Annotated in this window: 15 protein-coding genes; 14 read left to right on the top strand and 1 reads right to left on the bottom strand. The window is 41.8% G+C overall.

What is annotated here, in order from left to right; genetic code table 11:
• Positions 1 to 256: 256 nt before the first annotated feature.
• The 5 genes from EIZ39_RS13350 to EIZ39_RS13370 all read left to right on the top strand — a co-directional run bounded on the left by EIZ39_RS13350 (position 257) and on the right by EIZ39_RS13370 (position 7,166).
• Complete coding sequence (locus EIZ39_RS13350) at positions 257 to 2,305, top strand: hydantoinase/oxoprolinase family protein (RefSeq protein WP_129200478.1); 2,049 nt, start codon at positions 257 to 259, stop codon at positions 2,303 to 2,305.
• 1 nt (position 2,306) lies between these two features.
• A complete protein-coding gene (locus EIZ39_RS13355) occupies positions 2,307 to 4,298 on the top strand; it encodes a hydantoinase B/oxoprolinase family protein (RefSeq protein ID WP_129200479.1) in 1,992 nt (663 codons plus the stop codon).
• 86 nt (positions 4,299 to 4,384) lie between these two features.
• Positions 4,385 to 4,723 carry a 5-oxoprolinase subunit C family protein gene (locus EIZ39_RS13360; RefSeq protein WP_129200480.1) on the top strand — a complete coding sequence of 113 codons (339 nt, stop codon included), beginning with the start codon at positions 4,385 to 4,387 and terminating at the stop codon, positions 4,721 to 4,723.
• A gap of 247 nt (positions 4,724 to 4,970) precedes the next feature.
• Positions 4,971 to 6,152 carry a glycosyltransferase family 4 protein gene (locus tag EIZ39_RS13365; RefSeq protein WP_129200481.1) on the top strand — a complete coding sequence of 394 codons (1,182 nt, stop codon included), beginning with the start codon at positions 4,971 to 4,973 and terminating at the stop codon, positions 6,150 to 6,152.
• Positions 6,153 to 6,161: 9 nt separating this feature from the next.
• Positions 6,162 to 7,166 carry a glycosyltransferase family 2 protein gene (locus EIZ39_RS13370; protein ID WP_129200482.1) on the top strand — a complete coding sequence of 335 codons (1,005 nt, stop codon included), beginning with the start codon at positions 6,162 to 6,164 and terminating at the stop codon, positions 7,164 to 7,166.
• Here the strand turns inward: EIZ39_RS13370 and EIZ39_RS13375 are convergent.
• Entirely contained in the window at positions 7,159 to 8,334 is a 1,176-nt protein-coding gene (locus tag EIZ39_RS13375) for a glycosyltransferase (protein WP_129200483.1), read from the bottom strand. The genes EIZ39_RS13370 and EIZ39_RS13375 overlap by 8 nt on opposite strands.
• A 159-nt stretch (positions 8,335 to 8,493) precedes the next feature.
• Here EIZ39_RS13375 and EIZ39_RS13380 point away from each other — a divergent pair, with 159 nt between their 5' ends.
• From EIZ39_RS13380 to EIZ39_RS13415, 9 genes are all read left to right on the top strand, one after another.
• Positions 8,494 to 8,757: a zinc ribbon domain-containing protein gene (locus EIZ39_RS13380; protein ID WP_129200484.1), complete on the top strand. Its 264-nt coding sequence runs from the start codon at positions 8,494 to 8,496 to the stop codon at positions 8,755 to 8,757.
• A gap of 114 nt (positions 8,758 to 8,871) precedes the next feature.
• Positions 8,872 to 10,140: an ATP-binding protein gene (locus EIZ39_RS13385; RefSeq protein WP_129200485.1), complete on the top strand. Its 1,269-nt coding sequence runs from the start codon at positions 8,872 to 8,874 to the stop codon at positions 10,138 to 10,140.
• A 130-nt stretch (positions 10,141 to 10,270) separates the two neighbouring features.
• Complete coding sequence (locus EIZ39_RS26635; RefSeq protein WP_164985084.1) at positions 10,271 to 10,447, top strand: hypothetical protein; 177 nt, start codon at positions 10,271 to 10,273, stop codon at positions 10,445 to 10,447.
• Between the two features lie 175 nt (positions 10,448 to 10,622).
• On the top strand, positions 10,623 to 11,393 hold the full coding sequence (locus EIZ39_RS13390; RefSeq protein ID WP_129200486.1) for an HpcH/HpaI aldolase family protein: 771 nt from the start codon (positions 10,623 to 10,625) through the stop codon (positions 11,391 to 11,393).
• A gap of 59 nt (positions 11,394 to 11,452) precedes the next feature.
• On the top strand, positions 11,453 to 11,959 hold the full coding sequence (locus EIZ39_RS13395) for a hypothetical protein (protein WP_129200487.1): 507 nt from the start codon (positions 11,453 to 11,455) through the stop codon (positions 11,957 to 11,959).
• Between the two features lie 118 nt (positions 11,960 to 12,077).
• On the top strand, positions 12,078 to 12,656 hold the full coding sequence (locus tag EIZ39_RS13400) for an RNA polymerase sigma factor (protein ID WP_164985085.1): 579 nt from the start codon (positions 12,078 to 12,080) through the stop codon (positions 12,654 to 12,656).
• Positions 12,628 to 13,593, top strand: a complete 966-nt coding sequence (locus EIZ39_RS13405; RefSeq protein ID WP_129200489.1) for a hypothetical protein — start codon at positions 12,628 to 12,630, stop codon at positions 13,591 to 13,593. The genes EIZ39_RS13400 and EIZ39_RS13405 overlap by 29 nt, the downstream gene beginning before the upstream one ends.
• 128 nt (positions 13,594 to 13,721) lie before the next feature.
• On the top strand, positions 13,722 to 14,336 hold the full coding sequence (locus tag EIZ39_RS13410) for a PH domain-containing protein (RefSeq protein WP_129200490.1): 615 nt from the start codon (positions 13,722 to 13,724) through the stop codon (positions 14,334 to 14,336).
• A 196-nt stretch (positions 14,337 to 14,532) separates the two neighbouring features.
• Complete coding sequence (locus EIZ39_RS13415; RefSeq protein WP_129200491.1) at positions 14,533 to 14,838, top strand: monooxygenase; 306 nt, start codon at positions 14,533 to 14,535, stop codon at positions 14,836 to 14,838.
• The last annotated feature ends 61 nt before the right edge of the window (positions 14,839 to 14,899 follow it).

Consider the following 14,899-nt stretch of genomic DNA (forward strand, 5'->3'; position numbering starts at 1 on the left):
TTTGGATCTATACTGAATATTTAATGAGATGAAGCTTGCCTGAAGCCTGTTGTTGTCTAGCTTCCTGCAGCTGACCACACAGGTTTCAATTTTGAAACCTGTGATTTCAGATTTGATACAGTTTGGGGTGGTTTTTAGAAATTCATCGCGGTGTTGTCCTACCCATGAATTGGCATACAATTTGCTTTATTTAAATTAGAGAGAAAATTAGCTTTGTGGAGGCATTTAGGACCCCATCATTCTAAGGAGGAATAACATGAGTAAATATCAATTGGCGGTAGACGTAGGTGGAACATTTACGGACGTTTTTATCTTTAATGAAGAAACGAAAGAAATATCGGTAACGAAGGTATCTTCCACCCCTCACAATCCAGCGGAAGGAATCATGACTGGGATTACACAATCTAATGTGTCGGCGGAAGATATTCATTTATTTTCACACGGGACGACGGTTGGGTTAAATGCCTTGATTACTCGTAATTTACCCAACACCGTTCTTATCACAACGAAAGGTTTCCGAGATGTGCCAGAAATTCGCCGTGGAACTAAATTGGAACTCTGGGATGCATATGAGGATGTAGCTCCACCTTACATAAAAAGACGGAATCGATTTGAAGTGGAAGAAAGGGTTGATTACCAAGGGGAATTGATCACTCCTTTAAATGAATTAGAAGCAAGGGACCTAGCACGTATATTGAAAAAAAGAGGAGTTGAATCCGTAGCTATATGTTTTATCAATGCCTATAACAATGGCATCAACGAACTGAGGATGAAGCAAATTCTGCAGGAAGAACTTCCAGATGTGTATATTTGTACTTCAAGTGAAACGCTTCCGGAAATTTTTGAGCATGAACGAATGAGTACAACAATTGTGAACGCGGTGCTTGGTCCCCTTTTAACCCATTACATTCAAAACCTCACGCTGGAAATGAGAGAAAAAGGGTATAAGGGAGATGTTCTCCTTCTGCATTCCGGCGGGGGAGTGATGACATCTGAGACGGTTTCGAAATACGGGGCGAGAATAGCGAGCTCCGGAATCGCCGCGGGTGCTATTGCAGGATCTTACATTGCCAAGTTGTGTGGATTCAACAATGCTATTGGGCTTGACATGGGGGGAACGAGTACAGATATTTCCCTGATGTACAATGGGGATTTACGAATCACTAAGGAATGGTATATCGAATATGGCTATCCTATTGGTTTTCCGAGCATCGAAATCTTGACCATTGGCGCAGGTGGAGGAAGCTTAGCCTGGATAGACAATGGGGGTTCATTAAGAAATGGTCCGCAAAGTGCGGGAGCGGATCCGGGCCCGGCTTGCTATATGAAAGGTGGGGTCGAACCGACGAATACGGATGCCAACGTATTGCTAGGTAGACTCAATACGAAGCTGTTAAGCGGAAAAATGACCTTGAACAAGGAAGCTTCCGCTCAAGTCATTCAAGAAAAGATAGGAAATTACTTTAATCTTTCCGACTATGAGGCTGCCAATTCGATTGTGAAGGTGGCGAATGCCAATATGTGTGACGCTCTTCGCCTGATATCGGTTCGTCGAGGATATGATCCTAGGGATTTTGCCTTGGTCGTATTCGGAGGCGCAGGAGCCCTTCATGGAGCCCACTTAGCCAAAGAAATGGAGATTCCGACCGTCATTGTTCCTCCGTTCCCGGGAATCACTTCCGCTATGGGATGTTTATTGGTCGATGTGCGGCATGATCTATCCAAGACGTATCATGTCAGAGCGGCGGATGTGACGAGTGATGAGCTTGAAAAGGAGTTTATGGCTCTGGAAAAGGAAGCTATTAAACTATTACAAGCAGAAGGAATAGAGGATCAGGATATGAATCTGATTCGCTACTTGGACATGCGCTATATGGGACAATGGCGTTCCCTCGAAGTGCCTTTAAGTCGCCCTGTTCATTCCTTGGAAGAAGCACTAGATCGATTCCACCAAGAACATCAGAGAGAATTTGCTTATTCTGACCGTAGTCAAGTTGTGGAAATTCATGGTCTTCGGGTCGCTGCTGTTGGTACGGTTCCCAAGCCGGCCTTACCTAAATACGAACCTGTAGGGACATTAGAAGAGGCATTAGTGGAATATCGCGATGTTTATTTTGAGGAAGCCGGAGGAATGGTGAAGACTCCTATATATGCTAGAGATAGCATTCCAACTCTGTCGGAATTTACCGGTCCTGCTATTGCAGAGCAGATGGATTCTACCACAGTCATCCCTCCTGGTTTTCACGTAAAGGTTGATGAATATAAGAACATGATTATGACATATGAAAAGAAGGAGGAGTTGTAGAATGAGCAGGTTACTAGATGGAAAGACAAAAGGATTTCAAAGTAAGCTTGACCCGGTTACGTTTGAAGTGTTGAAGAATGCATTTGTAAACTTAGTAGATCAAATTTCTGAACAGATTCTAAGGACTTGTTATTCTTTTGTTATTTATAACCGTGATTTTAGCTCCGCCCTTTGTGATGCCAAAGGGAATACGGTCATGCAAGGTACGCAAGATATATCCGTACATGTCGGAACGTTGCATTTGAAAGCCAAGGCCATCATTGAGGATTTTGGTGATGATATTCATCCTGGTGATGTGTTCCTGATTAATGACCCTTACCGTGGAGGCACTCATTTCTGTGATATAGGAATCATTCGTCCTGTATTTTTTGAAGGTGAACTGATCTCCTTCATGCAGTCCACCGGACATTGGGCGGATGTAGGCGGATCGGTTCCGGGTTCCTTTGATGTAAAAGCCCTTGAGCATTACGGGGAAGGAACTCGAATCCCGCCAGTCCGATTGATCAGTAAAGGGGTCTATTTGGCCGACGTAGCCAATCTATTGGTCGCCAATATGCGTCTTCCGGAAGAGAGACTAGGAGATTTGCGTGCTCAGGCGGAGGCAACAAGAGTCGGAGAAAAGCAGCTTTTGGAATTAATCCGAAAATACGGCAAGGAAACCGTCCTTACCGCTTTTGATGAGGTGCAGGATTATGTGGAGAGGTTAGCGACATCGAAAATAACTGGGCTACCTAATGGAACATGGGAGACTGTAGACTATATTGATATGGACCCGCAATTGGGAGATGCTCTAATTCCAATTAGGGTGAAAATGGAAATTACCGATGATAAGATTCGCTATGACTTAAGCGGCTCACATCAGTATATTGGTTGTTTTTTGAATGCGGGATTTGGAGCGTCATTCTCAGCGGTTGTAGCAGGAACCAAAACCTTTTTCCCAGAAATCCCTTTAAACTCAGGGTTTTATCGTGTTCTTGATGTCCATTTGCCAGAGAACTCGGTCGTCAATGCCCCATGGCCGGTAGCGGTTACCGGATTCTGCTCTGGGGCTTATGAGAAGATCATGAACGCGATTTTCGAATTATGGTCCCAAATCATGCCGGAACGAGCCCTTGCCTGCTCTTTTAACCTGGAATACTTATTAATTGGAGGGTGGGATAAGCGCGACAGTTATGACAATTACTTTATGTGGTATGACTGGATGGCCGGCGGCCATGGAGGCCGCAATGAGAGAGATGGGGCCAATGCCTTATCCCCCGTATTTGGTGTGGGATTAAGCATTCAGCCTTGCGAAGGACAAGAAAGACTATCACCAGTTATAACGACCCATCATTCGATAATTACGGATTCCGGTGGGCCCGGTCAGTATCGGGGAGGATGCGGTGTTGAAAAAGGAGGATTGCTCACTAAAATTGATCGGACGGTCATGTCTTATTGTTGTGATCGATCCCGATCTGTTACTTGGGGAATATTTGGGGGGCTTCCGTCTTATCCACACGGGGCTTGGCTGAATCGCGGTAAAGAGAACGAGCGGTTTTTAGGATCCATTTTCTCTAATGTACAAGTCCAGCAGGGTGATTCTTTTGTTCGTCCCTCTGCAGGCGGAGGCGGTTTAGGAGATCCGTTGAAGAGAGAGGTAAATGAAGTACTCGAAGATGTGATCGATGGATACGTGTCCATCGATAGAGCCAAAAAAGATTATGGTGTCGTGATTCGTGAAATTGATAAGGAAATAGACCTGTATGAAATTGATCACGAGGCCACGCAAGTTGAAAGAGAATACATCAAACTGAATAGAAAAGATTGGCTAACGGCAAGCATTGAGGAAGTCCAGGATCTCTATAATCAGGGAATGATTGACCGATTGGATTTGATCCGTCGCTATGGGGTCATCTTGGATGATCAGACGGGGGAAATATTGCCTAATTCCACCAAGCAATATCGGGAAACCTTATACAAAAGAACATTGAAATATTGGAATGCCGCTCATTAAATTTAACAAAAACTCTTGAACCTCTTGCTTAGGGGGCCAAGAGTTTTTACCTTTGGTTTCACTATGGTTTGGATGGATAAGCGCGAGTGTCCTACAGATGCAAGGGTCCTTCTATTAAGTTTCGTAATGACAAAACCCCTTTTGGTACAGGGAGCGGGTTTTCCAATGTGGTAGATACAGCCTATCCTCTAGGGGGGATTGTATTGCCTAACGATGAGGAAGTGATTGTCTTCTTAAACTACGCAACCACGGGAGGGGGCTTTATGACCATCGGGACGGTCATCAGCCCTGACCATGATCTGATTACCCGCCTTAGACCCAACGGGTCGATCCGTTTTATGGCAGTGACCGTCAATCAAGCTATTCAAGCAAGACTAGATAAAAAGACTCAGATTCAGAGAGTAGCTGAAGTGATTAAAGCATAAGGACAGGAAACAAGTATCTTCTAACTCTATAAGTTTATTAAAAACAGCAAAATAGTGTTACTCCTAGCTTCCTTTAATGCAATCTTCACATATAAATAATTATGGAATTAATTTATTGGATCTATCAAGGGATAAGTTTGGCGGCGTAGGAAAAATCATTCAATAGAAGGCGGAAAACATTAGAAGTCTTTCAAAGCTTACGGCCAAGTCCAGATCATAAAACGAATGGTTAAGGAGGCGTGATGTTTTGCGTAAGATCTTGGTGCTTAATCAATTTCCGACATCTTATCCACCTGTAACCGGCGGGCAACTTAGATATTTCCATATCTACAACAAGCTTAGTCAGTATTTTGACATCACTCTTTTATCCCAATCATCAGGCAGACGAGAAGAGAAAATCCATTTTTCCTCCACATTCAGGGAATATAGGGTTCGAAAAGATCCTATTCCAAGACATATTGTAAAAAGAATAGGCCTTGAAAAATACGGTTATGAATTCGCATTGATTAGACAGCTCAGCCTTTGGCAATACAACACTACCTTTAAAAGCTACTATGATACATTGTATAAAGAAAGCGATCTGATCATCTATGAATCCCCTTACGTTTTTGCATTTGATGCCTATTTGGGATCTGATGAAAAGCCAAGAATATACAATAGTCATAATCATGACTATTTGTTGGCTAAACAGATTTGGAAGGGTAAAAAGACACGAAGATATCTTCCGCATCTATTTAAATTAGAGAAAGAACTGGCAGAAAAGTCTCATTTAGTATTTGCTACCTGTCAAAAGGAAAGGAAGAGTTTAATAGATCTATATCACTTGGACCCTCAGAAAGTAAAGTTAGCACCAAATGGCATCAATCCAGAAGAATGGATCAAGAAAAGGGATAAAAAGCAAGGTTCTGAAAAGATAAAGGCCATTTTCATTGGAGCCAATTATCTACCTAATATCGAAGCGGTGGATTTCATCATCAGCCATCTTTTAGATCGGTGTCCTGATATTGAATTCATCATTGCGGGGGGCTGTTGCGAACCATTTCGAAGTATTAGGAAATCGAATCTAAAATTACTGGGTCGCATCGATAACATGGAAAAAATAAAGCACTTTTGGAATGCAGATATCGCCATTAATCCTATTGTTTCTGGTGCAGGGGTAAACCTGAAAACTCTTGAATTTTTATCAGCGGGACTTCCTTTGTTCTCTACACAGTATGGTGCGAGAGGATTGGATCTTGTTAATCGGAAGCATTATATTAGAGCTGAAAAGGATGATTTCGCAGACATAATCAATGATTTTACTCGAGATTTCAAGCAGTTAAAGAAAGTGGCAGCAAGTGGACAAAAATACATTAATCAAAACTATTCTTGGGATTCTATTGTTCAAAATATTAGAAAAGAAATGAATAGGCTATTCGAGAGGGGGTAAAAAATACAGATGAAAGTAAAAGTTTCTGTGGTGATGGCTACCTTTAACGGAGAAACCTATCTAGAGGAATCCATTCATAGTATATTAAGACAAACCTACAATCACTTTGAATTCATTATCGTCAATGATGGCTCAAAGGATCGGACAAAGGAGATATTAGATAAATTAACAGATCCGAGGGTAAAAGTGTATCATCTTGAAAAAAACCACGGTGTCTCTTACGCGCGAAATTTTGCCATTGCTAGAGCACAAGGAGAATGGATCGTTCTCCAGGACGATGATGATATAAGTTATCCAAATAGAATTAAAGAACAAATGAATTATATTCAAGCTCAACCTGAGATAGTTGCAGCGGGGACCCTGATTGAAAATATTCGAGCTGCTCCCGATAAGGTAGGTAATAAAATCTTAAAAAAGAAAAGAAAGAAATCATTGGTCCTAAACCAAACACAAATTTATGACAGAAGGTTTTTTAGATGGTCATTTTGCTGCGGAACGGCCATTATGAAAAAAAGCGTCGTGTTGCGAGCAGGAGGATATGATACCAAGTATCAGATTGGGGAAGACTATGATCTTCTCTTGCGAATGAGTGAGCTAGGACCCATGGGTATTGTCCCTAAGATTCTATACCAATATCGAAAAGACCCTTACTCCACCTACCATCGAAATTTAAAAGAGAGCCATAGAAGAATATTAAGAATAGCTGTTATGCACATCAAAAGGATGTATCAAAGGAAAGGGTTGAGACCAAAATTTTTAGTTTTGGGTTCACGAAGAGACAGAGCTATATTCATGCATCAGATTTCTTTAGATGGCGGAATCGATTTGCAGAGAGGCTCTGAACCAATTGATGAAAGTGAAACTCATAAGTCGTACCGCTTATTTCAACACCAAATCGTAAACGGCATCATCGTTTTAAGAAGCAGCAAAAAAAGCAAGCTTATGGTTCAGAAATTAATCAAAATGGGAATGACACTCAACGATAACCTCTTTTATCTGAAAAGGGCTAGATAAGATGGTCATTTATAACCCTTTCCACTGCCTGTTTTAATGTGATCCCCGCTTTATGCCAGCTCCATTCAAGCATATCCTTCCTTCCTTGTTTGCCTTTGCGTTTACAGAGAGACGGATTATTATATGCCTTTCTCATCTGCTTTCTAAGATCCTTGATATCGGCCTCTGCCCATAATTGTCCCTCTCCGTCAAAAAGCTCGTGCCAGTATGGAGATATGATGTCTTTTTTATGCAAGCTGGCTTTTGGGCTGCACAAGTCATAATCCACCAAAAAAGAGTTTCGATCCGTCAGAAAGTCCATTTGTCCGCCCCATCGAGTAGCGATCACGGGTGTACCATTAGATAGAGCCTCCATAAAGGGAAGCCCTACGCCTTCTCCTCTTGTCGGGAGGACAAAAACATTTCCGAGCCTATAGAGACCGCTTATCTCTTCATCCCGAAGAACTCTTGAGATTAAGAACATGGGGGCTGTCTCTCTTCCAAACTCTAGTTTTCTCTTATACTTATCTATTCTCTGAATCAGAGCTTTCCGGTTCTTCTTTCCCCAAGAGGTCTTGATAACCAATGCAACATTGTCCTTGAGAGTAAATTCCTCCCAATAGGCCTTTAGCAAGGCTTCAGGATTTTTCCGATGGTGAAATTCGAATACAGATACAAAGTTGAACGTTCCTTCTGGGATTTGTTCTAATTTGAATTTCTTATTTTGCGGCTGAAAGCTTAGGGTATCGGCTCCATGGGGGACAAGGGCGATAGGGATTGTGACACCGCTATGAGTCATGGCTTCAACATTATGCCGGGAGGGGACAAACACGGCATCAAAATGATTGATCATGGGAACCCATGCATCAGGTAACTTCGTTGTCTCCCATACCGTATTAAGAATGATATGAGCAAACTTTTTTCTTTCCTCTGCGATATCAATTTTCCAAGGAGGAGAATGGTAAATGAGCATCTTTTGTTTATGACTCGCATAAGGCTTTTCCAACATTTCATGCCATTTTGTTCCCTTGAGCTTGTTCTTTTCAGACATTGGATAGCCCCAAGACCATGTTTCAATTTTAACATCCACCCCATGCTCATGTAATGCTAATACATACTCTCTGCTCGCTTTACCGTATCCAGTGGCGTCGAAAACAGGTCCTCTCCATACGACTTGATATTTTGACATTTGTCCTCCCTCAAAGAGCTTGATGCTATAGAATATTCCGAACTGGCAGGGGTGGATACCACGGATTGGGAACTGCGTGCCCCCGGGACAAGCAAACATGAAACTTCCTAAAGATGGAATCGTATTACATAGAAAAGAAAGATAAGGGAGGAATTAGGTATGTCTGGTAGTGCGAAAAGGTTTTTAAGGCTATTTGCCAAGAATCTGAAAGAAGCAGGGGGAGCGGGTTCCTATCAAGCCAATGGAATTTCTATCACTTGTGTTCATTGCCAATATGATAAGTTTGAACATGGGCAGGCGCAGTTGAATACAGCTTTATTGAGCTTCTTTAACCTTGATTTTGCAAACCGGTCAGCCAACATCTTAACTTGCCATCAATGTGGTTACGTCCATTGGTTCAACAAAGGTGTAAAAAGGGTGTAACCGAGAAGATAGTTGAACTCTCCTGGATTACTTTATCTTCATTGCAACATAAGCAGAATGTAGCATTTATTTTAGCAGTATTATAATTTATAGTTAGATTAAAGAGATTTGTGTATGGAGATGGAGTGGGGAAGCTTGACCGGTACTGAGCAGCTTTTATTAAATATATTGATTATCGTATTAGCTATATTAGTTTATTTTTCAATAGGTTCACAGTATAAATACAGAAAAGTGCTTGCTGTTGCATTACCCGCTGCAGCGATGCTCCTATGCATGGCCTTCCCTATTAATGTTTTAGGTGGGTTTAAGTATGACTTGCGTGTGATCCCGTTATTAATCGGCATCTTATATGGAGGGTATGCAAGCGGCTTATTGCTTAGCTTCATTATGGTGAGCTATCGGTATTACTTAGGAGGACCTGGTTACATTCTAACACTCTATTCCTTCCCTCCTGTAATTGTTTTTGCCTTGATTTTAGTAGCTTCATTTAGGCAACTTAAGAGAAAAACAAAATACCTTGTCGGAAGTGGACTAGCGTTATTATGGGCCCTGATTTGTACCTTGATTTCATTCTTTGGATCGAAGGGTATTCCTGTTACAAAGGAAAATATTTTATTTTATGTTGGTTTTTGCACCCTTCATGCTTTGGCCATGTGGATCGCTATGTATTTAATAGAAAGCTTGAGCGAGAACGAGCAGATGAGAGTAGAAATTCAGAGAACAGAAAAGTTGCATGCATTAAGTCATTTAGCTGCATCTATAGCGCATGAGGTGAGAAACCCTCTAACCGTTGTCAGGGGGTTTATGCAGCTATTAAATGAAAAGAAGGTAGATGAATCTGAGCAGAAATATTTCCATTTAATGATTGAGGAGTTAGATCGAGCGGAGCACATTATTCATAATTTCCTTACCTTGGCAAAGCCTCAAAACGATGAGGTAAAGTGCTTTGACGCGGGGGCCGAAGTTGGCCACGTGGTGAGTGTTGCCTCCGCCTATGCTTCTTTGCGTAATGTAAAGATAACCTTGGAGATTGCCTCGTCCTTAATGATCGAAGGAAATCCTGCTACGTTTAGCCAAGTCCTCTTAAATATTATTAAAAATGGAATCGAAGCCATGCCGGATGGCGGTACGCTTAAGGTGTTAGGAAGACGAGAGGCAGGCACTGTAATTATTAGTATCATTGATCAGGGGGTAGGAATGACGCAACAGGAGGTAAACCAACTAGGTACCCCGTTTTATTCTTCAAAAAGGGAGGGGACAGGATTAGGCTTGCTGACGAGTTTTCGAATTGTGCAGATGATGAATGGAACGATCAAAGTGACGAGTAAAAAAGGGAAAGGAACGCAATTCTCCATTCGGATTCCTTCCCGAGCTGTTTCGTAAAAGGGATCAATAGACAATTATTGAACCTTTTTCATCTAATTCATGACAACCCTGTTTCAACTTTGTGAATGGTAACACAAAGTGAAATGAAATCATATATACTTAAAGTTGTAAAGGGGAGGTGAATCATATGAATGAAGCGATGATTAGACAAATGATGCTAGAGCAGAAAGTTGAAATCGAAACCTTACGAACCATGTTGATTCAACGAGGAAAACTGAATGCAATGGAGTACGAAATGCTTAAAAAACAAATTGCAGCTCAACTGCAAGAATCGAATACCGCTTTAAAAGCTCCTAGTCTATAAAAGAACGAGAATGGTATTCACCATAGTTCGATCCCAATGAAAAAGTCCTTGTTGCGTATAACATGCAGTAAGGACTTTTTTTGACGGCTGCTATAGCCGTTCCGATAACATGGTATAATGATGGTGATAGTTGATAATTTTGAATTTTATAAAGGTAAAGAATGGGGAAGAGACAATGAAAGAGGAGAGTTTAAAGAAGAAGTTACAGGATGGTCAAGTCGTTTATGGAACTTGGGTTAGAATTCCTTCCCCCATTGTCGTAGAGGTGCTCGGAAATACGGGATTTGATGTGCTTCATCTTGACTTGGAACACAGCTCGATCGAATGGGCCACTCTGGATCATATGGTCCTTGCAGGGTATAAGCAGCAGATTCCTCTTGCCGTAAGAACCGCTACACAAAATCCCGCAGATCTCTACCGACTGATGGATATGGGCGTATCCATGCTGATCCTGCCCCGGATAGATACAGCCGTCCAATGTCAAGCGCTTCTTAAGGGGATCCGTTATAATCCTCGTGGAGATCGTGGGATTGGCGGACCGGTTCGTGCGAATGATTGGGGAGCTATTGGTCTTGATGAGCATATGAAAAAAGCAGAGTCCAACACGCTCGTACTCGTACAAATCGAATCAAAAGAGGGACTGGAAAACTTGGACGAAATTTTACAAGTACCGGGTATTGATATCATCTATATAGGGCCTCTAGACCTTTCTCAAGCGCTGGGGTATCCAGGGCAGGTAGAGGCACCGGCTGTACAAGAGGTGATTCGATCCATTGCCAAGAAAGCAAGGAATTGTGGTGTAGCTGTTGGGATTCATGTTAGTAATCAAGAGCAGACAGCCTATTGGTCAACACAGGGAATACAATACTTTACAATTGGAATGGATGTTGCTTTTCTTAGGAGTGCGGGTTTAAGTCTGATGGATAGTATACGATACAAGTTGTAATAGAAAGCATCCCTATCCCGTCTATGTACATATATTCGACGCACATTCGGAGGGATAGGATGAAGAAGATCAGTCGATTCATGCTCTGTTTACTTCTAGTCATGATCATGGTTGCTGCGGGTTGTTCCTCAAAAACAGTCCAAGAGGATCGTGAGAACTGGGAAGTCAGTCCCTCTTTTACGATCTTGAAGCCAGGAGCTGAGGGAAAAGAAGTACCCTACGGCCTGAGAGGTGACGATGGGCGAATGGCCATTGTTGATGGCATCGTTATAGCGGGAGAAAATAATAAACAATTATTCCACTTCTGGGGAGGGACACCCGAAAAAACAGAGCAACTATTTCATAAGAAAGTGAAGGTTGTAGGTTCCAGCAAAGAAAGCAGAAAAACGGTCACGGCTTTTGAAAGTGTGGTGGGTGTCCCGAATGATGCTATATACAAGACGCCCTATTCTTACGCTGAATCTGTAGGCTATTTAAAGCTGCCTTCAAAAGGAATCTGGAAACTAGATGCGTATATTGAAGGAGAATGGTTTGGGCGCATCGTTATTGATGTCCAAGAAAAATAAAGAATAACTATAAGTGATGAACCTTTCTCCTGGCTAGAAAGGTTTTTTTAATTAAGTGTCCCTTACTTCGCTGTACAATTGTTATACATAGTGAAAAAACAAACAGGAGGTGAAGGGATTGGATGAACAAGTCGAGAGTCTGATTGAAGAGATCAGGCAGACGGGGGACAGCGAAAAGTTTACGCAAATTATTGTGAAGTTTCAGTCTCCTATTTACCGTTATTGTTTCCGCCTGCTTGGGAATCAACAAGATGCAGAAGATCTTACACAAGATGTCTTTATCAGGGCTTTTCAAAATTTGGAGCAATATAGACCGGCTGTTTCATTCTCTGCCTGGCTATATAGGATTGCTTATAATCAATGTTCGAATAAGCTAAAGCGGAAGAAGATCTTTGATCGCATTCGTTCCATTATGAACTGGACCACCACGACAGATAGTGTAGAGCAATATGTGGAGAATCAGCTGTTTAGCGAACCCATGGCAAGGGCTCTATCTCAGTTATCTCTTGTCGAGCGAAACTTAATTATCTTGAGGATACTAGAAGAACGATCGTTCGAAGAAATTCGGGAAATCTTAAGTTACACCAGTACCGAGGCTGTAAAAAAGAAATACCAAAGAACAAAAAACAAGTTGAAAGTATGGTTACAGGAAGGGGAGGAGTTGGAAAATGGGGCAGGTGCGACTTTCCAAGGATGAACTTGAGATTAAGAGCCAATGCAATCCGTTAACACAAATCGAAATTAATATTCGGGGTGAAGTAATGAGTAAAATTAACCAAGAACCTAGCCAATCAAGCTTTCTTCTTCAGAAGCCTGCGATGGCTGGAATCTTTGCCTTATGTCTCCTCATCGTGGGGGGGATCGGGACCTATGCAACAGGGGTTTGGCAACTTACAGATTCCAAGGGAGAGATTGTCTATGAGGCCGAAACTCTGGATAAAAATTCATATATCGTGAAACGAGAAGGGATGAATCCACTAGAACAAGATCCGGAAATTACAAGGGAATGGGAACAGATTCACCGTGAGCTTCGCGACAAAATGAATGCTGGTCAAGTGATGCACGTGTATGTGAACGACCTGTCGCTGAACCCGATACAGACCACAACCCTTCTAACCAAACCTGTCCAATATCAAGACTACGGCCAATGGGAAAAGGGACTTGAAAGGAAGAACTTCCCTTCCTTTATGAAGCCCACGCTCCTGCCTGACGGCTTTACCTTCCATTACGGCGTCGCTGAGTTTGATATCGATACGTATTACAACATGGGTAAATTTGAACAGGAAATGAAAGAAGAAGCAAGTCGCACTGGACAAAGAATCCTGATACGTGAAGGAAACTATGATGAGACCCAACCTTCCTATAGTTCTATAATGTTTACCAATGGTCAAGAAGAGATTGCGGTTCGGGTGCAGTTTACAGGAGCGAAAAGACTATTTGTTTCACCTGATGCGAAAGTAGAAAAGGTTTCTCTACCATCCGGTAAAGAAGGTTTTTATGTGGTGGATCAGGGAACGCAGTTTATCGAGTGGGTCAAAGGAGAAGCACCTCGAACAATTTACACTATACAAGCGAAAGCTGACAGCAAGATATCAAAGGAAGATTTAATGTTGGTAGCGGAAAACATGAAATAACGGTGGCTTTTTGTAATATTTAGCTTCGACATCCGTCTATATAATAGAATATCATCGTTCTAATTTTGATTGAATATGTCATAGATTAGAAAGGGTTATTCGATGATCTAACGGAAGGGGAGAGGCTTATGTTTAGAAAATTGGCTTCAGAAGCATTGGGGTTAAGTGATATAGGAAAAGTAATTGATCCAAAGGATTACGATAAGGTTGACTCTGATGACTATGTCATGCACGAGGACAAAGAGAAGATCTATTTCCTCATCAAGTCTAAGAAGGATGAGTATTGCTTTACCAATATGGCTCTTATTCACCTTGACGGGGACAGCGCAGTGAGTTCTAAGCGTACGTTAAAAAGGTATGACTACCATGCTAATCCGATCACAGATGTGTACCTGGAGACAGCAGGTACCATTGACCTCGATTGTGAGATCAAGTTTAAACTTGGAGGATCGTCATTTTCCATAGATGTGGACAAAAATCAGATCGAAAAGCTAAAAGATTTATATAAATCTCTATTACGCATCTCTTTAATCGTAGCCACGAACAAGGCGAAGCATGAAAATGCACACCAAAGTTTAAGTACAGCGGTGGATATTGTCAAGGGTCTCACTCGTACGGAGGCCGATCTTTCCGCTCAATTTGCTAAGATCAATGAAATTACGTTTAATTGGTTAGAGTCAAAAAGAAGCGAATATCATATCTCTGACTTTGGCTTCGTGTTTGAGAAGTATATTAATAATTAGGAGAACAGAAGCAGGGCTTTCCCGACAGCTAGACTGGCGAGGAATGCTTTGCTTTTTATTTTTGATTAAATAACAGGACAGGGAATCCCTTATATTTATGTTCACATTGATAGACTCGGTTGATAGAGGTACTATTCGGAAAAGTTGTAAAATTATCCAGCGGTTGATAGAATTTAGTAGAGAGGAGTGATCATACATGGCTTATTTATTACAAGTCGATTTTAAGATGGAAGGCCCATTTGGTAGAGAGATGGCGGATAGTTTCTCGGATCTAGCAAGAAGCATTAATGAAGAAGAAGGGCTTCTCTGGAAGATTTGGACGGAGAACAGCGAAGCAAAAGAAGCTGGCGGCATTTATCTGTTTGAGACTAAAGAAACGGCTCAACAGTATTTAACCATGCATACGGCGCGTCTAAAGGGGTTCGGAATTGAACACGTTAACGCGAAGATATTTCAAGTCAATGAAGCCTTAACGAAATTGAATCAGGGACCAATTCGTTAAGGAGAAAGGCATAGGATTTGGAGTGGCCATATGGCTGCTCCTCTTTTTGTTTGTGCTAGGA

Origin of the sequence: Ammoniphilus sp. CFH 90114, assembly GCF_004123195.1 — a bacterium.
Classification (GTDB): Bacteria; Bacillota; Bacilli; order Aneurinibacillales; family RAOX-1; genus YIM-78166.

What these genes read in the sequence shown, in the direction of transcription:
- EIZ39_RS13410 (WP_129200490.1), top strand. Translation starts at nt 13,722, where the DNA reads ATGTTTAGAAAATTGGCTTCAGAAGCATTGGGGTTAAGTGATATAGGA.
- EIZ39_RS13355 (WP_129200479.1), top strand. Translation starts at nt 2,307, where the DNA reads ATGAGCAGGTTACTAGATGGAAAGACAAAAGGATTTCAAAGTAAGCTT.
- EIZ39_RS13350 (WP_129200478.1), top strand. Translation starts at nt 257, where the DNA reads ATGAGTAAATATCAATTGGCGGTAGACGTAGGTGGAACATTTACGGAC.
- EIZ39_RS13370 (WP_129200482.1), top strand. Translation starts at nt 6,162, where the DNA reads ATGAAAGTAAAAGTTTCTGTGGTGATGGCTACCTTTAACGGAGAAACC.
- EIZ39_RS13390 (WP_129200486.1), top strand. Translation starts at nt 10,623, where the DNA reads ATGAAAGAGGAGAGTTTAAAGAAGAAGTTACAGGATGGTCAAGTCGTT.
- EIZ39_RS13415 (WP_129200491.1), top strand. Translation starts at nt 14,533, where the DNA reads ATGGCTTATTTATTACAAGTCGATTTTAAGATGGAAGGCCCATTTGGT.
- EIZ39_RS13385 (WP_129200485.1), top strand. Translation starts at nt 8,872, where the DNA reads ATGGAGATGGAGTGGGGAAGCTTGACCGGTACTGAGCAGCTTTTATTA.
- EIZ39_RS13375 (WP_129200483.1), bottom strand. Translation starts at nt 8,334, where the DNA reads ATGTCAAAATATCAAGTCGTATGGAGAGGACCTGTTTTCGACGCCACT.
- EIZ39_RS13380 (WP_129200484.1), top strand. Translation starts at nt 8,494, where the DNA reads ATGTCTGGTAGTGCGAAAAGGTTTTTAAGGCTATTTGCCAAGAATCTG.
- EIZ39_RS26635 (WP_164985084.1), top strand. Translation starts at nt 10,271, where the DNA reads ATGAATGAAGCGATGATTAGACAAATGATGCTAGAGCAGAAAGTTGAA.
- EIZ39_RS13395 (WP_129200487.1), top strand. Translation starts at nt 11,453, where the DNA reads ATGAAGAAGATCAGTCGATTCATGCTCTGTTTACTTCTAGTCATGATC.
- EIZ39_RS13405 (WP_129200489.1), top strand. Translation starts at nt 12,628, where the DNA reads ATGGGGCAGGTGCGACTTTCCAAGGATGAACTTGAGATTAAGAGCCAA.